We start from the raw sequence: 21,337 nt of genomic DNA, 5'->3' as shown, positions 1-21,337 counted from the left end.
TTAGACTGGGTTGAAGGCTTAAGCTAAATAAGCCTTGATCATTTTAACCAGACGTTCAATCAACTGATCAGCCTGTTGTTGGCTAATGTTGAGTGGCGGTAATAAACGGATTACAGAACCTGCAGTCACATTGATAATTAAATGATATTCATCACGTGCCACATTGACCAATTCGCCACAGGCTTTTGGTAACTCAATACCAATCATCAGACCGAAACCACGAACGCTAATATTTTGATCAGCCAGTTGCTGGGTTAACTGCTCAACGATATAACTTCCCATTTTTGCGGCATTTTCAACCAGATGTTCTTTTTGAATGGTATCAATAACCGTATAAACCACACGTGAACCCAGAGCAGTACCACTATAAGTTGAACCATGGTTGCCGGCAGTTAAAACACCGACGCCACGGCCTTGAGTCATCACCGCACCAATCGGGAAACCATTGCCTAGCCCTTTGGCAGTAGTGAGTACATCGGGAACAATATTGGTATGCTGGTAAGCAAAGTATTTTCCGGTACGGCCATTACCCGTTTGAACTTCGTCCAGCATCATCAGCCAGTTGTGCTGGTTACAGATTTGACGGATTTCTTCCAGGTAGCTAAAACCTTGAGGTGCAGTATTTACACCACCTTCACCTTGAATCGGTTCAACCAGAATTGCCACGATGTCTGGGTGATGGATGGCCGCTTCTTCAATTGCTTCGATATCACCAAATGGCACACGGATAAAACCTTCAACCAAAGGTGCAAAACCTTCCTGAACCTTTTTGTTACCCGTTGCTGACAGGGTCGCCAGTGTACGACCGTGGAAAGAATGATCTGCAACAATGATTTTAGGTGTGGCTACCCCTTGCATATGACCAAATTTACGCGCAATTTTAATTGCACCTTCATTTGATTCTGCACCACTATTCGAGAAGAAAATTTCTTCCATACCTGAAACTTCAGCCAGTTTTTGTGCAGCAGCAGTTTGCCAAGGTACTTCAAAAATGTTGCTGGTATGAATCAGGGTAGCTGCCTGTTCAGCAATTGCTTCAGTTACCGCAGGGTGTGAGTGACCCAAGCCACACACTGCAATACCGGTCAATGCATCTAAATATTCAGTACCATCTTCAGTATAAAGATAAGAACCTCGTCCTCGGACAAAGCTGATCGGCTGACGGCCAAATACCGGCATCAAATGAGATGGTTGATCAGTTTGCACAGGAGCAAGGGTAATGTTATTCATGACTAACTCTTATCTGTTAGGAGGGAAAAATAAAAGTTTATATAAGCAAAATCCAGGACAGATTAAAAGCCCAAATGTAAATAAAAATGGAATTATTGCTTTAGACATACTGTTTCCTCCAGTTTTGGGTATAATGCGAGGCAGATTAGTTGAGGATTTATCAATGACTGAACAAGTACGCGATACTGAAGCGTTAATTCGTGACCAAATTGCTAAACATGCAGTATTACTTTACATGAAAGGTACACCACAATTTCCACAATGTGGTTTCTCTGCACGTGCAGTAGAAGCACTCAGTCAAATTGGTCGTCCATTTGCTTATGTCAACATTTTGGAAAACCCGGATATCCGTGCAACTTTACCGAAAATTGCTAACTGGCCTACGTTCCCACAATTGTGGATCAATGGTGAATTGATTGGTGGTAGCGATATCATGCTGGATATGTTCCAAAAAGGTGAGTTAAAACCTTTGGTCGAACAGTACAGCCCGGCACCTGAAGCTTAATTCAGTGATGTGAAGTTGAATTAAAAAAAAGCGCCTTTAAGGCGCTTTTTTATATCTCAGAAAAAAATCATGCTTTTTCTGTGAGCGGGTCTTGCTCATTGGCTTTCGGCTCAACCGTTGCAGTGGTTACAGCTTGATTGGTAGATGCTTCACCTTTGGTTTTTTTCTTGTCTTTCTTCTTTTTTTTCTTTTTCTTCGGTTCTTCTTCCAGTTCAGCACCATCTTCAAGCGCCTGCCAATATTCTAATTGCGCCATGACTGCTGCATAAATGGAACCTTTACTGTAACGGCCTTTTTTATTCAGTGTGCCGACAGGACGTGCCATTAAAATTTCTAGAGCCTGGTCAATGGTTTCAATGGCATGAATATGGAACTGACCTTTGGCTACAGCTTCAATCACATCATGACGTAACATCAGGTGTTCCATATTTTGATGCGGAATAATCACTCCCTGTTTGCCCGTTAAGCCTTGCAGCTTGCAGGCATCATAGAAACCTTCAATTTTGGCATTGACACCGCCAATTGGTTGAACCTGACCCAACTGGTTCATGGAGCCGGTAATGGCCCAAGACTGGTCAATCGGTAACTGGCTAATGGCAGAAATGAGCGCGGAAAGCTCAGCTACGGTTGCGCTGTCACCGTCGATTTGACCATAACTTTGTTCAAAGGCGAGGGCAGCCGAAAAATGCAGCATCTGTTCACGACCAAAATGCGCTTTCAGAAAACTCGACATCAGCAACACGCCTTTGGCATGCAGTGAGCCCCCCAGTTCGACACTACGCTCGATATCCAGAATGTCACCGCCACCTTGATAGACTGATGCAGTCAAACGCGAAGGCAAGCCAAATTCGACATCGGCATACTGAATCACCGACAGGGCATTAATTTGACCCAAACGGTGGCCTTTGGTTTCGATTAACTGCGTGCCACGCGTTAAATCTTGCCAGTACAATTCACGTAAATAACCTAGGCGATATTTGCGATGATCAAGTGCGGTATTGATATGTTTTTCCGAAACGGTTTTATCACCGGCTTGTGCTGCATGATGATGCGCTTCCCGGATCAGATCCCCCAAAGTTAAGGCATGTAATGACAAGGAACTTTGATCTTCTGCCTGACGGCTTGAGTCGGTGAGTAGTGCAGCTAGCGCAGAGCGGTCGAAAGGTAAGAGTTTGTCAGCCTGTACATAATCCGCAATCAATTGTATATAGGCTTGTTCGTTAATGTCATTACGTTGTAATGTGTCGGTGAAGTCGGCACGAATTTTAAACACGCTGCCGAGTTCAGGTTCCAGTTCTAAAATTTCATAATAAATTTCAGGTTCTGCAAGTAAAATCACTTTAATATTTAATGGAATCGCTTGTGGTTCGATGGAGATGCTGCCGGTTAAGGTCAGCATATGTTCCAGCGAGGACAGCTTTAATTTCCCAGATTTCAGGGCACGTTTTAAACCTTGCCAAGCATAAGGCTGTTCCAGCAGTTGTTCAGCTTCGAGTATCAGAAAACCGCCATTCGCCCGATGTAGTGAACCCGGACGAATCAGGGTAAAGTCGGTGGTGATGGTACCATTTTGAGTAAGCTGTTCCACGTGTCCTAACAAGTTGTAGTGGGTCGGGAAGTCTTCAAAAATCACCGGCGCACCGCTATTGGGTTTGTAGGAAACAATGATGTTGGCCTGATAACGTGAAGGTACGCGACTAAAGATGCCCGGAGCAAAATCATCCTCTTCTTGCTCGAGAATAATTTCTACATTATTGATAATATCTTCCGCATAATATTGCAGATATTCGGTCAGGCCATCGACATCGGGATATTTGTTCTGAATCAGATCAATACGCGGCATCACCACCTGTTTAGCAATGTCACGGTTGAGATGCTGGACCTGATCGCGTGCATCATCTTCCAGATCACCTAAATGTAGGCCCAAGCGCTCCAGTTTTTTATTCATGTAGCGAATGTTTGCAGCAATTTCTGCGCGCTGTTTGCTATCCAGGGCATTAATGTCTTCTTTGGACATTTCCTGATATTCATTGTTTTTCAGATGAACTGGCACGAAACAGTGTTCATCATCTTGCGAAATCAGTTTTAAGTCAAAGTTTGCACCTTCTTTGGTCAGTTCGACCAAGGCCGATTGCTGTTCATCGCCAGTTTGCTCGCGAATCATTTCAATACGGTTGTGATAGGTTTCCGCAGTAAAGCGCCGTTCCAGCTGTTTTAAGATGGTTTGCCAGGTTTGATGCAGCAAAGCCTGGAATTTAGGACCTTGTCCTGGTGGCAGTTCAAGTGCAATCGGCTGACGGGGAAACTTGAAATTGTTGACATAGACCCAGTCATTCGGGGTTTGCATGGTCTTGGCATGCTGTTGCAGTAAACGCTTGATCATGGTGCGTTTACCTAAGCCTGCTGTACCGACTGCAAAAATATTATAGCCCGAGTAAGGCAAGGCGATGCCTGCTTCAACCGAGGCACGTGCTCGATCTTGCCCAAGAAAGTCATTGAGCGGTTTGATTCTTCGTGTTGACGCAGGAATTTTTTCAAGATTGGGAATATGCGTCAGTTGCTTGGGTTGAAGCTTTGTTTTGGTCAGGGTGTTTTGAATTTCCGGTTGATCGAATGCTGAAATTAAACTGCTTTGTAGAGGGTCTGGTTGAGTCACTGTAGTTGTTGCAGATAATGAAGAATTCATTTGATCGAGTTTTTGGGGCACTGTTTAAATCCAAAACTAAAATATTGCAATAGAGCTTTAAGGTATACAGGTTTAGTTGAAAAATTCAAGCGCGCAGGTCGTTTTTATCGACAAAATAAAATAATGATTTCACAATTATTGTTGAAACTGAACTTATTAAGCGTTTGAATAGCAGCATTCAGTTTTGCAGAAAAAAACAACGTAATGACAACACAATCTACAGGGTGGAAATCTGCCTTTACTGCTTTTCTCGATCGTCGTGCATTGATCATGCTGTTTTTAGGCTTTTCAGCCGGTATTCCCATTCTTTTGATCTTTTCCAGTCTGTCCTTATGGCTGGGTGAAGCCGGCATTGAAAAAAGTGCAGTAACCTTTTTTAGCTGGGCAGCCCTGGGGTATTCATTCAAATTTGTCTGGGCACCTTTAATTGACGAGTTGCCGGTGCCATTCTTGACCCAAAAGCTGGGGCGACGTCGGGCCTGGTTGCTGATTGCACAAGTTTTAATTATCAGTGCCATTTGTATGATGGCTTTTTCTAATCCAGCACTTGGTCAGGGCTATTTGTATCAGATGGCAGCAGGAGCTGTATTACTGGGTTTCTCTGCAGCAACTCAGGATATTGTGATTGATGCCTATCGTATTGAGCTTGCAGAAACTGAAATGCAGACAGTGCTTGCCTCGACTTATAATGCAGGTTATCGCATCGGGATGATTGTGGCCGGTGCAGGTGCCTTGTTCCTTGCGGCCTCACTTGGAACGGCTAAGGGAAACTATATTTATAGCGCCTGGAAAATCACTTATTTGGTTATGGCAGCAGTCATGCTGGTCGGAATTATCACCACTTTAGTGATTCGTGAACCGAAGGTTGATCGCACTTATAAAGATTATAAGAGTAGTGATTACTATCGTCTGGTGGCCGTATTTTTTGTTGCCGTGATTGGCTTTGTATTGAGCTATATTTTTTCCGGAACTCTAACCGAATCTGTTAAGGCACAATTTGCAATTACCGATTCATTATTGCTGTTTTGCTTTGAAACCTTGCGCTTTGTTGAATCTGCTGTGGTAGCCGTATTGCTGGGCTCATTATTGGTCAAAATGGGTGCGGTCAACAAGCAAATGGCAGTGGAAACCTGGATCAGCCCGATTGCCGATTTTTTTAGACGCTATGGCTTAAAGCTGGCTTTGGTTCTGTTATTGCTCATCGGTTTCTATCGCATCTCAGACATTATTGCCGGGGTCATCTCCAATGTTTTCTATCAGGATTTAAACTTCAGTAAAGAGCAGATTGCGGAAGCGGTAAAAATTTATGGGGTAATTTTCAGCCTGGTCGGTGGTTTCCTGGGAGGCTTGCTGGCACAGCGTATGAACATTATGAAACTGATGTTTGTCGGTGCAGTGCTGGCAAGCTCAACCAACCTGATTTTTATTGGCTTGGTCAAATCTGGTCAGCCGACTCATGATGTTCAAGTCACGGTAGGTCAGCACAAGTATCAGGTTCAGTCGGATGAAGTGGGGTACTGGAAACTGAAAGTGCCGAGTCAGGTTTTGGCACAAGCCAATGCAGTACAGGTTCAAGTGCAATATCAAGATGATACACAACCCTCAGTAGTGACCACAGTTCCCTATTTAAAACAGAATGCGCAACAGCAAGGTGCTCAATCAGGCATGCTGCAAATTCTGCCGGTGACCAGCGATAATGTTATTGCTTCAAATGAACAAGAGAACAGTCTGGTGGTACGGGGCCAGTATGTTGGGCAGCCCTTGAATGAAACACAAAAAATTGTCCTGAGTTTGGACGGTCAAAAATTTGACGCCAATCTGGACAAGAGTGGAGTATTTAGCACAGCTATCCCCGCAGAAAGTCTGGCAAATTCAGCATCGAAACAGCTTGTGGCTGAAGTGATTGATAATGACAAAGCCACTTTAAGCGCACAGCATCGCTATACTGTCGATATGAACTCAAGCTTAGCCAAAGCTCTGGATATTGATGTGCAGCCTTTGACGGCAGTCAATGTTCAATCGACGGATGATGTTGAAATAAGTGGCAAGGTCATTAAACCTTATAGTTCACTGTGGTTATATTTTGCCATTATTGTCGATAACCTGGCATCTGGTTTAGCAGGTGCAGCATTTATTGCGTTTTTGTCTAGTTTAACCAGTGTATCTTTTACTGCGGTGCAGTACGCCATTTTTAGTTCGCTGATGACTTTAACGCCGAAGATTTTAGGCGGTTACTCAGGTACCATCGTGACCAATATTGGTTATCCAAATTTCTTCCTCATGACCACCCTGATTGGTATTCCAATTTTAATATTGGTTGTGTGGGTGGCGAAGCTGTTGCGTGAACATGAGCAACGGTCCAACTAAGCTCAAATTTTAAAAAACTGAATGAATCACCCATTTTGTCTTGAGGATGAAATGGGTTTTTCTTTGGCCAAAAATTGCTGCAAAGGTTCAGTCTTATTTTTAAAATAGCCTAAGTAAAGACTCCATCATTAGGGTGTGCTGTACTGTTAAACTAAACAGAGCATTGATTTAAAAATGTAATAATAATGGGGAAGTGAAACAATAAATGATATCCAGCTCCAGTTTGCTAAATTGAATTTTCCACAGCAACTCCCTATAGTGTTTATAAAAATGGAAAACATAGGAAACAGAATCATGCGCATGCTGCATACCATGTTACGTGTAGGCAATCTGGAACAATCTTTAAAGTTCTATACTGAAGTACTCGGTATGACTTTGCTTCGTAAACGCGATTATGAAGAAGGTCGATTCACTCTGGCTTTTGTCGGCTATGGTGATGAAGAAAACCATACCGTACTGGAATTGACGCATAACTGGGACACAGAAAGTTATGAGCTGGGCAATGGCTATGGCCATATTGCGATTGCGGTCGATGATGCCTATAAAGCCTGTGAAGAGATCAAGGCACGTGGTGGTAAGGTGGTGCGTGAAGCTGGTCCAATGAAGGGTGGTGTTACCGTGATCGCTTTTGTTGAAGATCCAGACGGCTATAAAATCGAGCTAATTCAGCAAGATGTTAATGCCAGAAATAACTAATACACTTTTTTGCTCATTATTGACACTCTTTTTATTTTTCTCTCATAAGGATAAATAAAAGGAATTGATGAAAGAAGTCTCATCATAAAGTGATATAGATAAACTAAATATTCAACATTGAGTTGAAACACTGGCTTTATTTATTCAGCCCAGTAAGATGAAACTTTACCGCAAGGTAAAATCACTTATTGGGTTTTTTATTGGCTGTCATTTACAGGACGTAATAATGTTAAAATTGTTGGCATTGGACCGCTTTACCATTTTGCTGGTAGTGATGGTAATTTTGGCCAGTATAGCTCCCGTATCAGGTGGCACTGCACAGGTTTTTGGAGTCATTACGACCATAGCGATTGCAATTCTATTTTTTTTGCATGGCGCTAAACTGTCCAGAGAAGCAGTAGTACAAGGCATGCTGCACTGGAAATTTCATGTGGTGGTCTTTGCTTTCACTTTTGCCTTATTTCCGCTTTTAGGTCTATTGGCCAAACCGATTCTTCTACCAATGCTGGGAAAAGAATTGTACTGGGGCTTCCTGTTTATGTGCTTCTTGCCATCCACCGTACAATCTTCCATTGCATTTACTTCGGTGGCAAAAGGTAATGTCGCCAGTGCAGTGTGCAGTGCTTCATTTTCCAATATTGTCGGGATGTTTATTACTCCTGTATTGGTCAGTTTCTTTATTTTAGGCCAATCGCAACATGGCTTTGATCCTACATCTTCAATTCTTCAAATTACCTTATTGTTACTGGTCCCATTTATATTGGGGCAGATATTACGTCCTTATGTTTATCCGTATATGTTGAAATTACCCGGTATTGTCAAAGCATTCGATCAGGGTACTATTCTCATGGTGGTGTATGGGGCATTTAGTGGGGCGGTGGTTGCCGGTTTGTGGCAAGAAGTGAGCTGGAAGACGTTGCTGATTTTGACCATAGCCTGTTCAGTATTCTTGACCATCATTATGCTATTGGCTTTATACATTCCGAAATGGTTGGGTTTCAACCGGGAAGATCAGATTGCGATGTTTTTCTGTAGTTCCAAAAAAACATTGGCCAGCGGGGTGCCTATGGCGCAAATCCTGTTTATTGGGCAGCCGTTGGGTATGATTGTGTTACCGATTATGATTTTTCATCAAATTCAGTTGATGGTCTGTGGGGTGATTGCCAACTACTGGTCAAAACATCCGGTAGATGAGTTTAACGCGATAGAAGAGTGTAAAGAATAATTCGCTATCTGTTATTTTTTCCCGTATAATTACGCCCACTTGTTGTGCTTAGCTCTGACGGTATCCGTCTCGGTGGGCCAAAAGAATGGTCTGTTGTGGTGTTGGTCTGGCTTTTTCCTGGATCAAGCTTATTCCTCATGAATCATGAGAGTGATCAATTGCGATGACAGCATAAGCCTTTCTTAACTTAGGAGTAATCGACGATGCGCGCCGATATTCACCCAAAATATGAAAAATTAGTTGCTACTTGTTCATGTGGTAACGTAATCGAAACTCGTTCAGCGCTTGGTAAAGAAACAATTTACCTAGACGTATGTTCAGCATGCCACCCATTCTATACTGGTAAACAAAAGAATGTGGACACTGGCGGCCGTATCGACAAATTCAAACAACGTTTTGCAGGTATGTCACGTTCTATCAAACGTTAATACCCAAAATGAAAAAAACGGGCTTCTTGCCCGTTTTTTTATGTCCGCTATTTCATCAATGACTCAATTACAGACCTTGTACAAGACCTATTGGTCTTGTACATCAATCAAATGATCCAGTTTTTTCTGGAAATAATCGCCCTGAATAAAACGAGCATCCACGTTCCATGCGTTTGCAAACAGAGTCATGTCATTGAGATCGCGCAGCATGATTTCGCTAGCTTTAATTTCCTGGAAGGCACTCAGCTTTTCCTGTAATTCTTGCGTCGATTTTTCTGTCTGCAGCATTTTGGTCAAATTCTGATGTAAAGTTAAACAATTTACATCAAGTTGACGTAACATCGACTCGCTATAAATGCTATTACCAAAGTCTCTGAGGGAAACTTCAGCGCCAAATTGACGTAACTGGGCAATATACTTTTGAGCATCTGAGATATTTTGACTAATATCTTCTTCTGAAAATTGTAAAACTAATGGATGCTTCAATTTACTGCGGACAATGGTAATGAGTTTGGAAATGAATTCAGGGAAGCTTCGGTCGTGTAATAGTACCGCTTTATTCAAATTCACAATCAATTTTGCTTCAGGATATTGAGTAATGAAATTATGCAGTTGTTTACATGATTCCACTAATATCCAGCGATCCAGTTTAATGGATAACTCAGGATCGTCTGCAAGTTCTCTTAAGCTAACCAGATCTTTCCAGGCATTTTCATAAATAAAGCCGCTAGTGACTTCATAAGTATATAAATTAGTGTCTTGCTTATCGTAGAGCTGTTGATATTTAAGGTGAATTTCACCGCGATCTAAGCTTTGTTGCAAGGCTCTGAGTAGGGCTGCTTCAGGTGAACTAGGTACTGCCTTAATTTCGGGTTGCTGTAGCTCAATGCTTGGAATGTTTAACGGTGTTTCTAATTCAAGTGCAGGAGTCGGCTGATTTTTCGGTAAAGCAGTCTTGTAAGCTGTAGCAATAAATTGTTCAAAATGTTTTTCATCACGTATTTCAGTATCGAGCAGTGTATAGCCAATTCTGAGATTCAGCGGATAGGATGTGTGATCAATGGACAATAATTGCGGTTTAGTTAATGAACTTAAACCGATAAGTTTGGACTCTAATTTGGCTTTAGATTCGGCTTGGAACAAGCCCACATAAATACCAAAACTTGTTTGAAATAATGGAGCATGAGTTTGCTCTTTTAAAAAATCCTTGATATTAGTGGAATAATTTTTGAGTGTATCCCACTCCTCTTTAAAAATATTATCAGGACAAGAAGCCAGGGAAAATACCACGAGGGCATTAATATCTGAAGGTTGTTGAGTGATGGTACGATTAATCAGCTGATAGGTATTGGACTTTGGAGCATCGGCTGTTGTAGATGTAGGCTGAACTGATGGTGAAGATTCAATATCAATCGTAATTTGTACGGCATCTTCTTCATTCGTAGAAGGTAAAAACTCAACTTTAAGCGGGTTTGGAACAGATATGTGATGATTTAAGCTGTTGATTTCAAAACGCCCTAAATCAAACTGACCTTGTGAAATTTTTTTAAAACGTAACTTAAAATCATTTAAATCTTTAGGCTGAAGTAGGTCGAGTAAGGGAAGTCCAACAATATCATCTTCATTGTTAAGTCCAAAAAGTGCTAAATATTCAGGGTTTGCCTGGACATGAATACCTTCCTGAATTAGTGCAATGGCTTTGTTGCTCTCTTGAACTAAAGACTGGGCCTGGGTTTGAGCTGTTTCTAGCTCTTCCATTAAATGTTGTTGTGTCAGCAGCAAACGACTGAGTGAAAGGGCACGTAAAATACCAATATAAAAACGATCTGGATAATCCAGATTAAGAATGTCATAAATCCCTTTGCGAATATAACCTGCGTATTGATCGGCCTGATAATCATCAGGTTTGAGCAGGATCATTGGAAGGTTTGGTTGCTTGGACAGGCGGATTAAGCTTAACGCCTGTTCATATTTTAAGTCATAAGCACGACCAAAAATAACCAGATCCCAAGTGTGATGTAATTGCTTTTCGAAGTTTTGTAAATCATCCAGCAAGGTTGCATGTACTAAATGTTCACTGGATGTTAAAAGGTCACGAATTTGGTTAAAACGTATTTGATTATCATCGATAATGAGTAAACGTGTTTCAGTACGTTTTAACTTTTTAGACAATAATGGATTTCTCACTTTAATGCTTCCCATAAATCGTGATTCTTGACTTCATTCGTTTGCTTATTAATAAAGTTGTTGATCAAGTTTTCTTGTTGCTCATTCAGTAATTCGAACTCAAAACGGATAAAACTTTGTGTAATGATTTGTGCTTTTGTGAGATAAATTTTTATTTCTTCTCGTCCCAGGCGTAAATGAATAGTTTGTTTTTCCCTAAACATATGTGAACCAGACACGATCAGGCTGGTGGATACCTCATCAACTTGGCTAGACTGAACGATCAGGGCAGGCTGGTAATTATTGCTATGACGATCTGTTTTGATCATGACAGCACAAGGAAATAAATCTTGTGCCAGTACTTCTAGTCCCAGTTCCAGGCTTTTGGCTGTTGACTGCTTGATCCAGCGGATCACACCGCCACGCCAAGGGCTATTAGTATTTTCCTGAATTAAAATAAATTCACCAGTTTTCAAATTCGAAGGTGCAGAGCCATTCCATTTAATTCTGTAACCATTGACACTGATGTCCAGAACTTCTGCTGGATAAATCTGTTTGGCTTCACGATCCAAAGTTTTTGCTGTAGTCATTTCAGCTGGGATATTCGAATTCATCGAATTAATAAAGCTGCTTTCATTATGGAATTGATAATTGGTATCTAACTCCAGAGTTTCATGAAAGTTTTTGCCCTTAGAGAGGTAAAAGTGTGCCACCGAAAGACTAAAACAGATTTGTAATTGTGCAGAATATTCATAACGCTCATGACGGCGTTCTGTATTGCTGGTAAGCAGATTGTGAATATGAAAGTGCAGGGCCGGGGTTAAAAATAGCTTTTCATTACGTGATAAATAACCAGACTTTTTGGTTTGGGTTTCAGACAGATGATCTAATAAATTTTGTGTTGAAATATAGATAGTCGGTTTGTAAAGACTGGCCTGATTGATATTAAAAACAGGTGGATAGTCTTTATTGATATCGACAATATAGCGAGAAAGCGAGGTTTCTTTGGGTAAGACATGAACCAGTTTGGCCCAGTCAAAACTGCATAAATATAAGCCTTGCATTTCAGAAGGCCGGATTTGATGGGTATTCAGAATTTCCAGCAACACCAGTTGTGAATAAGCCTGAGCAACGGTTTGTAAAGGATGTTGCGTATCCAGTATCTGGTTAATATTGGTTTGATAAAAATTATTTTTAATTGCACATTCAATCAGCTGATGTGCAATTAACCATTGTCCAAATAAAGGCGTGCTATAGAGCAAATGTTGTTGATAAAGCAATAAAGACAATTGCTGCAAGGCATAATAAGTAGAAACAATTCTGGCCGTTTGCAAACTCTTCTTTTGGTTGAATGCAAATAGAGAAAACTTTTGCATACTGAGCTGGGCGTTGCAGCGTTTTGAAATATCGATATAAATTTTGGCAAAATGACTACGTAGCAGCATCGCTAGCTCAATGATCTGGTCGCTGCGGTCATTGCTCATCAGCCCCTGATTGAAAAAATGCTTTTCCAGGCTGCCTAAAACATTATCCAGGGTAGGATGCAGGATTTGAATCAAGTCAAAACGCAACATTTCAGGACATTTAAGTTCTGATATTTCCAGTAATGCATTGAAAAGTTCTTTGGAAGAATTCCCCAGTTGCAGAATGGATAAATTGCATACCCAGTCTTGTAAGCCTTTTGCATTGGTTGGGCAGAAGCTTAATTTTTCCAACTTTAACTCTGTTGGTGTTTGGAAGATATCTGAATTACTCATAAGCATCGTTATTATTAACTCAAAAAGTTGAAACCCCAAAAAGCGGTGTTTTATTTTTTTCGCCCGCTATTTCCCTAACGAGTTTAGGAACCAAATATCCCGGCAGGTTCTCTAAAACCTCTTTATATATCAGATTAATTTCTTCAGGACTTAAGTCAAAATGATGGGCACCTTTTACTTTGTCTAATACATGTAAATAGTATGGCATCACGCCCGCTTCAAACAGACGATAACTTAAGTCCACTAACAGCTGCGCAGAATTATTAACCCCTTTTAATAAAACTGCCTGATTCAGCACGGTAATTTGATGTTGAACCAACGCTGAAAGTTTGGAACAGGTAAACTCATCCAGCTCAGCGGCATGATTTGAGTGTACCACTAGAATAATGCGCAGCCTACTGTTTTTTAATAAGGAAATCAGCTCTTCATCGACACGGTTGGGGATTACGATCGGAACCCGTGAATGAATTCTCAAAAATTTAATTTGCGGCATGGACTCAAGACGTTCAATCCACAGGGCAAGTTTTCGATTTGACAGGGTAAGCGGGTCACCACCGCTCAAAATAACTTCGTTTATATCTGTTTGATTTTGAATATATTGTTTAATATTTGGCCAATCTTCATTTTTTGGCAGGTTTTCTTGATAAGGAAAATGGCGGCGGAAACAGTAACGACAATGAACTGCACAAGCCCCGGTTAAGGTGAGTAAAAAACGCGATTTATATTTATGTAATACACCTGGCTGTTGATTGGCCTGTTCCTCACCTAAAGGATCGGTTACAAAACCAGGATGATCTTCAAGTTCCAGATGATGGGGTAATACTTGTAACAGCAGAGGGTCAAGCGGGTCGCCAATGCTCATTTTTCCGACGAACGCACGGGGAACACGCAACTTAAACTTTTCAGAAGCCAGGATTGCCCCTGATAATAATTGATCAGGCGAGAGCTGAAGTGTTTCAAGCAACTCTAAAGGGTCTGTAATCAGGTCACTCAGTTGAGATTGCCAGTTTTGCTCTTGATACAAATAGTTTATCATGCCAGATGTTAAAAATAATGCTAGTCTAGCATTAATAGATTTAAGTTAGTAAGTTTGGAGCGAGCCTTTCATGGCCAATTATTCTACAAATGACTTTAAGCAAGGCCTTAAAGTAATGCTTGACGGCAACCCATGTTCAATCATGGAAAATGAATATGTAAAACCTGGTAAAGGTCAAGCATTCAACCGTGTAAAACTTCGTAACCTTAAAACAGGTAAAGTTTTAGAAAAAACTTTTAAATCGGGTGACTCTTTAGAAGCAGCGGACATCGTAGAAGTAGAAATGAACTACTTGTACAACGATGGTGAAATGTGGAACTTCATGGATCCTGAAACTTTTGAACAGATTACTGCAGACAAAACTGCAATGGGTGATGCTGCAAAATGGTTAAAAGACGATTCTAACGAACTTTGTACAATTATGTTATTCAATGGCGTTCCATTGACAGTAAGTGCACCTAACTTCGTCGTATTGAAAATCGTGGAAACTGATCCAGGCGTACGTGGTGATACTTCTGGCGGCGGCGGCAAGCCAGCTAAACTCGAAACTGGCGCTGTTGTTCGTGTACCATTATTCGTACAGCAAGAAGAAAGCGTTCGTGTAGACACTCGTACGGGTGACTATTTAGAACGTGCATAATGGTTTTAAAATAGACTATTATCGAAAGGGATGATCAAAATCATCCCTTTTTTTATGCCAAAGTATTAGATGAAAAGCAAAATATGAGGAGTACAGTCGCAAGGGAAAAAACAGCAGTATACCGAACAATAAAAAATGAAGGCTGATTTATGCATTAGATATGAGGGCTTTACATGGAAACGATTCAACCGAAGTTATCAATAACTTCCAAAATAGTGTGGCTTCTGGTGGCAGTTCTAGGTGCGGTGTCCTTTGGGATACTTGCAATCAGCAGAGGTGAGCATGTCAATGCAGTTTGGCTAGTTTTAGCTGCCATCTGTGTCTATAGCATCGCTTATCGCTTCTATAGCTTATTTATTGCCAATAAAGTTTTTGAACTCAATGCCAGACGTTTAACCCCCGCTCATCGTCTGGCAGATGGTCTGGATTATGTCCCGACCAATAAATATGTCTTGTTTGGACACCACTTTGCAGCCATTGCCGGTGCCGGGCCTTTAGTCGGGCCAATTCTTGCGGCACAAATGGGCTACCTGCCAGGAACCATCTGGTTGCTGGTCGGTGTTGTACTTGCAGGTGCTGTGCAGGATTTTTTAGTCCTGTTTATTTCGACCCGCCGTGATGGACGATCACTGGGTGAAATGGCAAAGCAGGAGCTTGGTTCTTTTGCCGGTATCATTGTGATGCTGGGTGCATTAGGCGTCATGATCATTATTCTTGCTGTGCTTGCCTTGGTGGTGGTGAAAGCTCTAACCAACAGTCCATGGGGTGTATTCACCATTTCAGCCACTATTCCAATCGCCTTGTTTATGGGCGTATATATGCGTTATATCCGTCCGGGAAAAATTGCCGAGGTTTCAATCATCGGTTTTGTGCTGATGATGCTGGCGATTGTCTATGGCGGTAATGTGGCAGCTGATCCGTACTGGGGACCCATCTTTACCCTTTCAGGTACGCAGTTGACCTGGTGTCTGATCACTTATGGTTTCATTGCTTCTGCATTACCGGTCTGGCTGCTGCTAGCTCCACGTGATTACTTGTCTACCTTCTTGAAGATTGGCGTGATTGCTGGTCTGGCAGTGGGCATTATGGTGGCATTGCCTGAAATGAAAATGCCGGCGGTAACGCATTTCGTGGATGGTACAGGTCCTGTCTTTGCCGGTTCGATGTTCCCGTTCCTGTTCATTACCATTGCCTGCGGTGCCATTTCCGGTTTCCATGCCCTGGTTTCTTCAGGTACGACACCTAAACTGGTTAATAACGAAGTGGATATTCGTGTGATCGGTTATGGCGGCATGTTGATGGAATCTTTCGTTGCGGTCATGGCAATGATTTGTGCCACCATTCTTGAACCAGGTGTATATTTTGCCATCAACGCACCTGCTGCGGTACTCGGTACAACGGTGGAAAGCGCGGCAGAAGCGGTGCGTACTTTAGGCTTTGTGGTGACACCTGAAGCCTTGACCCTGCTTGCTCAGGAAGTAGGTGAGAGTTCAATTCTATCGCGTACCGGTGGTGCCCCAACATTTGCCATTGGTATGGCGCACATTATTACGGAAATTTTCAATAACCGTTCCATGATGGCGTTCTGGTATCACTTTGCCATTCTGTTTGAAGCATTGTTTATTTTAACAGCGGTAGATGCCGGTACACGTGCTTGCCGTTTCATGGTTCAGGATACTGTCGGTATTGTAATTCCTGCGGTGAAACAATCGCACAATTTCTTTGGTAACTTGTTGGGTACCGCAGTCGCTGTTGCAGGCTGGGGTTTCTTCGTTTATCAGGGTGTGATTGATCCGCTCGGTGGGATTAACAGCTTATGGCCACTATTTGGTATTGGTAACCAAATGCTGGCAGCTATGGCACTGATTTTAGGTACAGTCATTCTGTTTAAAATGAAGAAAGAAAAATATGTATGGATCACGATTGTTCCTACCATTTTCCTGTTCATTACCTGTATGACTGCTGGCTGGCAAAAAATCTTCCATGAAAATCCGAAAATTGGTTTTCTGGCACAGGCCAACCGTTTCTCTGATGCCATTGCTCGTGGAGAAATCTTAAAGCCAGCCAAAGACATTGCTGAAATGCAAACGATTGTGTTCTCTAATCAGATTAATGCAGTACTGTGCGGTTTCTTCATGATTGTGGCGGTGGTGATGCTGTTTGCTGCGATTGGTGTCATTCGCCGCGCATTGGCAAATCCAAATCCGACTGTGCATGAATCTGAAGCCATTTACAGTGATGAGATTAGCTCCAATGAAGTGGCAGGAGAGGTGAAATGAGTCTAAAAGATCAAATTCGCCAAAAACTGGCACTGGGTAAAATCATCAAGTTTACGGTATTGGCTCAACCGAAACAGTTTTTGATGCTAAATGGCATTAAAACCATTCAGCTCATTTGGCAACGCCTGCAGCAAAGCTTTCGCTTAATGGTAGGTGTGCCAGATTATCAGACCTATTTGGCGCATATGGCAAAACATCATGCTGATTTAACCCCCATGGATGCCAAAACATTTTACCGTCACTGTGTGGATGCACGTTATCCAAGCGCAGGCGGTGGAATGAAAAAATGTCCCTGCTAGCCTGAAGATATGTTTGTCTGAAATCTTCTGATTTATTTGGAAAAACAACAAAACGGTGTATGTTAATCATGCACCGTTTTTTATTGGGGAAAGAGTGTGATTTGGGGTATGAATAAAGTTCAAAAACAGGAACTCACGCTAGCACAACAAGAGCTGAATTTTCAGGTAGAATTTTTTGCTGAAAAAATTCAGGCATTCCTGACTCAAATCAATCGCATTATTTTGGATAAAGAGCAGCAAACCAAACTGGCTTTATGTTGTTTGCTATCCGGTGGACATGTGCTGTTTGAAGATTTGCCGGGGCTGGGTAAAACCACCTTGTCTAGTGCCTTGTCGCATATTGCCGGATTGAAGTTTCAGCGTATTCAGTTTACCAATGACATGCTGGCCAGTGATGTGATTGGGGTGAACATGTTTAACCAGAAAGAGCATCAGTTTGAATTCAAGCAGGGACCTATTTTTACCCAAATCTTGCTGGCTGATGAAATTAACCGCTGTAGTCCCAAAACGCAAAGTGCTTTGCTGGAAGCGATGGAAGAAGGCCTGGTGACGGTAGATGGGGTACGTTATGACTTACCGCGACCTTTTTGGGTGATTGCTACGCAAAATCCGTTGTTTCAGAGTGGAACTTATAGTTTGCCTGAATCGCAGCTCGACCGTTTTTTGATGCGTTTGTCACTGGGCTATCCATCACGTTCTGCAGAAAAACTGTTATTACAGCAAGATTCCCGCTATGCCTTGATTTCAACCTTGCAACATGTCTTTAATGAAAATGAAATTCTAGCCATTCAACAATTGGTGACACAGCTTTATATTGCCGATGTAGTGCTGGATTATCTGCTGGATCTGGCTGCTGAGACCCGTAAAAGCCCGCATGGTTTATCGACCCGCGGATTATTAGCCTTGAAAAAAGCAGCTCAGGCGCACGCCTTTATTGAACAGCGTAGTTATGTGACTCCAGATGATGTACAGGCAGTATTTGCCGCTGTGGTGTCGCATCGTATAGGCTTAAGTGAAGCAGAAACCTTGCAACTGATGCAGCAAGTCCAGATCAGCTAAAGGGTGATTGACTTGACTACACTTTTGACCCAGCCGTGGCACAAATGGTTAGCGAAACGCTTCCAGTTTAAAAAAATCAAACAGCTCTCGCAAAAAGACATTCTGATTTTTATCTATCAGCAGGGATACCTGTATCTGGTGTTGATTTTGCTTACGTTTATTGCCGGGGTAAATTATGCCAACAACCTGATTCTGGGTTTCTGTTTTCTGGTCAGTGCCATTTTATGTATTAGCTTTTATTTAACTTTTAAGCAGCTGCATGGGCTCAAGGTTGAGGTTTCAGTCAATGAAGTTGGACAGGTAGGGCATCAACTGGATTTGCAACTCCATTTTCAGCAAGCGCAAAAGCAGCCGCGTTATTTGTGGGTTAAAACCAGCCAGCATTTGGAAAAAATCTTTCTTTCAGAATTGAAGCAAAGCATGACCTTGTCATTTTTTGCTGAAAAAAGAGGGAGGTTTGATTATCCAACCCTTCAGGTCTATTCAGTTTATCCTTTTGGGCTGGTGCGTGCCTGGACCTATTTTTACTTGAAAGAATATTCATGGGTGGCACCCAAAGCTGCTTTTTATCCTGCAGAAAACAAGCAGCATCAGCACAGTTTTGAGCCGGACATGGATGAATTCCGTGAACTGCGTAATTTCAAGGCTGGAGATAGCTTGCAAGCGGTGTCATGGAAGCAGGCCGCACGCGGACAAGGTTTATATATCAAGGTATTTGAACAGCACAATGAGCAGCCGAATATTGAAATTCATTATCACAATATGCCGAGTACTCAGCATGAAGAAAAACTGAGCCTCATGATGGGCTTAATTGAACAATGTGAGCAAATGCAGTGTGCATATGCAGTTTTTTTACCGCAAGCTGAACTGGCTGCAGGTTTGGGTAACAGTCAGTTATTACAGGCCAAAAAACTTTTGGCGCAGGCTTAAATGATGATTGATACACAGATCAGAACCTCGATACTGATGACCCTGTCATTGATACTTCTGGCACAGGTTTGGTTTAATCCGCTGCTATTAAGCCTTATTTTTGCCCTGATGATTCTTTTTTTATTTTATAGCTTAAAAGATCAATCCAGGGCTTTATCCAGAATATGGACTTTTGTCCTGACTTTCATAGCTTTGGCTGCAATTTATTTTAACTATCAAACCTTTATTGGTATAGAAGCCGGTGTTGCCATTTTATCGACTTTTTTATTTGCCAAAGCCTTAGAAAGCAAAAATAAACGCGATGTCATTATCCTGTTTAATTTTGCCATGTTTGTCAGTGCCAGTTCCTTCCTGTTTAGCCAGTCCATCTGGATGGCGCTGATGGTACTGCTCTGTTTACTCAGCTGCCTGATCGGCCTGTATCGTTTACAGACCCATGAATTTAGACAGTTACAAAATTCATCTGGCGCATGGCAGAGTGATGCCAAACATGTGGCTAAATTCCTGATTCTGGCTTTGCCTTTTTTTATCCTGCTGTTTGTGTTTTTCCCGCGCTTGCCACCACTTTGGGCGATTCCGATCCCGGTACAAAAAAGTGTCACTGGGATGAGTGACAGCATGTCACCAGGGGATATTGCCGAGTTGTCGCAGTCAAGCAGTCTGGCATTTCGAATTATTGGCGATATGAACCAATTACCAGACCGCAATGATTTATATTGGCGAGCGATGGTTTTAGACCAGTATGACGGTAAAACCTGGACCAGCAGTTTTGTCAATGAAAAACCGGTCGCAATTCAAAATCTAAAGAACGGGAAATACAGTTTTAATTATCAGTATTTAGCGGCTGATCCTCATGTGATGTGGGTGATGGGACTCGAACAATCACGGCCATTACAACAGAATTATCAGTTAAAACAGGATGGCCGTATTACGCCGGTACGACAAATTTTGCAGAATCAACCGATTGCATTGCGATGGCTGGGCAATGCTCAGTCGCAAGAACAGACTTTATATAAAACAGGATTTTTGCAACAGATCAATACCAAAATTCCAGAGCGCCTAGATGAGCAATCACGCCAGTTTGCATTCGAGATGTTCAAGCGGAGTGGACAGCAACCTGAACGCTATGTCAGCAATATTTTGCAGTGGTATAAAAATAATCATTTTGCCTACACCTTGAATCCCGGCTTGCTGGGAGAAAACCGGATAGATGAATTTCTGTTTCAATCACGTCGTGGTTTTTGCGAACATTATGCCTCAAGTTTTGCTTTGCTTATGCGTTATGTCGGCATACCTGCACGTGTAGTGGTGGGTTATCAGGGTGGACAACTTGCTCCTGATCGAGCCAGTTGGGAGGTGCGACAGCTCGATGCACATGCATGGACAGAAGTCTTATTGCAGGGAAAATGGCAAAGAATCGATCCTACAGCGATTATCGCGCCACAACGCATAGATGGGGGAATGCAAAATTATATTGAAAGTGATCGCAGTATTTTGGGCAATAAAGAACAGAAATGGAGATATCGCCAGTTTGCAGTGATGAAAAACCTGCGAATCTGGAGTGACTATGCGAGTTATCAATGGCAAAGCAAGGTGGTGGGCTATGATGCCGAAAAGCAGCAAGGCTGGTTGTCCAAGCTTGGTATTAAAAATGCTTATGCCAGCAGTATCATCATGTTATTGAGTATTCTGCTGGTGGTGGCGGTTTATTTTATCTGGATTTTTTATCGAAACAGTCGGTCGGTTTCAGATTATGAGCGTGCCATTCAACAATTTTCCAAACAATTGGAACTCAGCTTGCGCAAGCAGCCTGCAGAAACTTTTTATAGCTGGATGCTTCGTTTGGCTGAACGGGCAGAACAGGACCAGCAACAGATATTTATTCAAACAGCACAGCATTATCAGCAACAGCACTATTCTTTAATGCAAAATCACCAGCAAATAAAGCAATTTAGAAAAATGCTTAAAACATGTGCAAATACTTTAAAAAATAATAGAAAGCACTTGTCTTAAAAAATAAAAGTGAATATGATT

Annotated in this window: 16 protein-coding genes; 11 read left to right on the top strand and 5 right to left on the bottom strand. The window is 42.0% G+C overall.

Annotation, left to right across the window (positions count from 1 at the left end; translation table 11 throughout):
• Positions 1 to 18: 18 nt before the first annotated feature.
• Positions 19 to 1,230 carry an aspartate aminotransferase family protein gene (locus GTU69_RS00950; protein WP_086195652.1) on the bottom strand — a complete coding sequence of 404 codons (1,212 nt, stop codon included), beginning with the start codon at positions 1,228 to 1,230 and terminating at the stop codon, positions 19 to 21.
• Between the two features lie 163 nt (positions 1,231 to 1,393).
• On the opposite strand from GTU69_RS00950, the gene grxD reads away from it, so the two are divergent.
• On the top strand, positions 1,394 to 1,735 hold the full coding sequence (grxD, locus tag GTU69_RS00945) for a Grx4 family monothiol glutaredoxin (RefSeq protein ID WP_086175639.1): 342 nt from the start codon (positions 1,394 to 1,396) through the stop codon (positions 1,733 to 1,735).
• Between the two features lie 67 nt (positions 1,736 to 1,802).
• Here grxD and GTU69_RS00940 read toward each other — a convergent pair whose 3' ends face one another.
• Positions 1,803 to 4,442: an ATP-binding protein gene (locus GTU69_RS00940; protein WP_346764409.1), complete on the bottom strand. Its 2,640-nt coding sequence runs from the start codon at positions 4,440 to 4,442 to the stop codon at positions 1,803 to 1,805.
• A gap of 183 nt (positions 4,443 to 4,625) precedes the next feature.
• Between GTU69_RS00940 and GTU69_RS00935 the strand changes: the two genes are divergently transcribed.
• The 4 genes from GTU69_RS00935 to rpmE all read left to right on the top strand — a co-directional run bounded on the left by GTU69_RS00935 (position 4,626) and on the right by rpmE (position 9,137).
• The gene (locus GTU69_RS00935; RefSeq protein ID WP_166166967.1) at positions 4,626 to 6,788 is read left to right on the top strand and encodes an MFS transporter; all 2,163 of its coding nucleotides are present in this window, start codon (positions 4,626 to 4,628) and stop codon (positions 6,786 to 6,788) included.
• Positions 6,789 to 7,082: 294 nt separating this feature from the next.
• The gene (gene gloA / locus GTU69_RS00930; RefSeq protein WP_166166964.1) at positions 7,083 to 7,484 is read left to right on the top strand and encodes a lactoylglutathione lyase; all 402 of its coding nucleotides are present in this window, start codon (positions 7,083 to 7,085) and stop codon (positions 7,482 to 7,484) included.
• Between the two features lie 226 nt (positions 7,485 to 7,710).
• Positions 7,711 to 8,709: a bile acid:sodium symporter family protein gene (locus GTU69_RS00925; protein ID WP_166166960.1), complete on the top strand. Its 999-nt coding sequence runs from the start codon at positions 7,711 to 7,713 to the stop codon at positions 8,707 to 8,709.
• A 203-nt stretch (positions 8,710 to 8,912) separates the two neighbouring features.
• Positions 8,913 to 9,137 (top strand): 50S ribosomal protein L31, encoded by a 225-nt coding sequence (gene rpmE / locus GTU69_RS00920; protein WP_001200845.1) that lies wholly within the window; start codon positions 8,913 to 8,915, stop codon positions 9,135 to 9,137.
• Positions 9,138 to 9,224: 87 nt separating this feature from the next.
• Here the strand turns inward: rpmE and GTU69_RS00915 are convergent, their stop codons facing one another.
• Genes GTU69_RS00915 through epmB form a run of 3 tightly spaced genes read right to left on the bottom strand, consistent with a single transcriptional unit; the run spans position 9,225 to position 14,096 of the window.
• Positions 9,225 to 11,339 carry an EAL domain-containing protein gene (locus tag GTU69_RS00915; RefSeq protein ID WP_166166957.1) on the bottom strand — a complete coding sequence of 705 codons (2,115 nt, stop codon included), beginning with the start codon at positions 11,337 to 11,339 and terminating at the stop codon, positions 9,225 to 9,227.
• Positions 11,321 to 13,066, bottom strand: coding sequence for a GTPase (locus tag GTU69_RS00910; protein WP_166166954.1), 1,746 nt, complete (start codon positions 13,064 to 13,066; stop codon positions 11,321 to 11,323). The genes GTU69_RS00915 and GTU69_RS00910 overlap by 19 nt, the downstream gene beginning before the upstream one ends.
• 13 nt (positions 13,067 to 13,079) lie before the next feature.
• A complete protein-coding gene (gene epmB, locus GTU69_RS00905; RefSeq protein ID WP_166166951.1) occupies positions 13,080 to 14,096 on the bottom strand; it encodes an EF-P beta-lysylation protein EpmB in 1,017 nt (338 codons plus the stop codon).
• A gap of 70 nt (positions 14,097 to 14,166) precedes the next feature.
• Between epmB and efp the strand changes: the two genes are divergently transcribed.
• The 6 genes from efp (at position 14,167) to GTU69_RS00875 (ending at position 21,316) form a co-directional block, all read left to right on the top strand.
• A complete protein-coding gene (gene efp, locus GTU69_RS00900; protein ID WP_086195645.1) occupies positions 14,167 to 14,736 on the top strand; it encodes an elongation factor P in 570 nt (189 codons plus the stop codon).
• 173 nt (positions 14,737 to 14,909) lie between these two features.
• Positions 14,910 to 17,015 carry a carbon starvation CstA family protein gene (locus GTU69_RS00895; RefSeq protein WP_086195644.1) on the top strand — a complete coding sequence of 702 codons (2,106 nt, stop codon included), beginning with the start codon at positions 14,910 to 14,912 and terminating at the stop codon, positions 17,013 to 17,015.
• Positions 17,012 to 17,314, top strand: coding sequence for a YbdD/YjiX family protein (locus GTU69_RS00890; protein ID WP_166166948.1), 303 nt, complete (start codon positions 17,012 to 17,014; stop codon positions 17,312 to 17,314). Before GTU69_RS00895 ends, GTU69_RS00890 begins: the two co-directional genes overlap by 4 nt.
• Before the next feature lie 108 nt (positions 17,315 to 17,422).
• Positions 17,423 to 18,373, top strand: a complete 951-nt coding sequence (locus tag GTU69_RS00885) for a MoxR family ATPase (protein WP_166166945.1) — start codon at positions 17,423 to 17,425, stop codon at positions 18,371 to 18,373.
• A 24-nt stretch (positions 18,374 to 18,397) separates the two neighbouring features.
• Positions 18,398 to 19,303 (top strand): DUF58 domain-containing protein, encoded by a 906-nt coding sequence (locus GTU69_RS00880; protein WP_166167824.1) that lies wholly within the window; start codon positions 18,398 to 18,400, stop codon positions 19,301 to 19,303.
• 3 nt (positions 19,304 to 19,306) lie between these two features.
• Positions 19,307 to 21,316 (top strand): DUF3488 and transglutaminase-like domain-containing protein, encoded by a 2,010-nt coding sequence (locus tag GTU69_RS00875; protein ID WP_166167821.1) that lies wholly within the window; start codon positions 19,307 to 19,309, stop codon positions 21,314 to 21,316.
• Positions 21,317 to 21,337 lie beyond the last annotated feature (21 nt).

This window comes from Acinetobacter sp. SA01 (assembly GCF_011319235.1).
Taxonomy (GTDB): domain Bacteria; phylum Pseudomonadota; class Gammaproteobacteria; order Pseudomonadales; family Moraxellaceae; genus Acinetobacter.
Note: the sequence above shows the minus strand (reverse complement) of the source record. Positions and strands in the feature narration are given on the sequence as shown.

What these genes read in the sequence shown, in the direction of transcription:
- GTU69_RS00950 (WP_086195652.1), bottom strand. Translation starts at nt 1,230, where the DNA reads ATGAATAACATTACCCTTGCTCCTGTGCAAACTGATCAACCATCTCAT.
- grxD (WP_086175639.1), top strand. Translation starts at nt 1,394, where the DNA reads ATGACTGAACAAGTACGCGATACTGAAGCGTTAATTCGTGACCAAATT.
- GTU69_RS00935 (WP_166166967.1), top strand. Translation starts at nt 4,626, where the DNA reads ATGACAACACAATCTACAGGGTGGAAATCTGCCTTTACTGCTTTTCTC.
- gloA (WP_166166964.1), top strand. Translation starts at nt 7,083, where the DNA reads ATGCGCATGCTGCATACCATGTTACGTGTAGGCAATCTGGAACAATCT.
- GTU69_RS00925 (WP_166166960.1), top strand. Translation starts at nt 7,711, where the DNA reads ATGTTAAAATTGTTGGCATTGGACCGCTTTACCATTTTGCTGGTAGTG.
- rpmE (WP_001200845.1), top strand. Translation starts at nt 8,913, where the DNA reads ATGCGCGCCGATATTCACCCAAAATATGAAAAATTAGTTGCTACTTGT.
- GTU69_RS00915 (WP_166166957.1), bottom strand. Translation starts at nt 11,339, where the DNA reads ATGGGAAGCATTAAAGTGAGAAATCCATTATTGTCTAAAAAGTTAAAA.
- GTU69_RS00910 (WP_166166954.1), bottom strand. Translation starts at nt 13,066, where the DNA reads ATGCTTATGAGTAATTCAGATATCTTCCAAACACCAACAGAGTTAAAG.
- epmB (WP_166166951.1), bottom strand. Translation starts at nt 14,096, where the DNA reads ATGATAAACTATTTGTATCAAGAGCAAAACTGGCAATCTCAACTGAGT.
- efp (WP_086195645.1), top strand. Translation starts at nt 14,167, where the DNA reads ATGGCCAATTATTCTACAAATGACTTTAAGCAAGGCCTTAAAGTAATG.
- GTU69_RS00895 (WP_086195644.1), top strand. Translation starts at nt 14,910, where the DNA reads ATGGAAACGATTCAACCGAAGTTATCAATAACTTCCAAAATAGTGTGG.
- GTU69_RS00890 (WP_166166948.1), top strand. Translation starts at nt 17,012, where the DNA reads ATGAGTCTAAAAGATCAAATTCGCCAAAAACTGGCACTGGGTAAAATC.
- GTU69_RS00885 (WP_166166945.1), top strand. Translation starts at nt 17,423, where the DNA reads ATGAATAAAGTTCAAAAACAGGAACTCACGCTAGCACAACAAGAGCTG.
- GTU69_RS00875 (WP_166167821.1), top strand. Translation starts at nt 19,307, where the DNA reads ATGATTGATACACAGATCAGAACCTCGATACTGATGACCCTGTCATTG.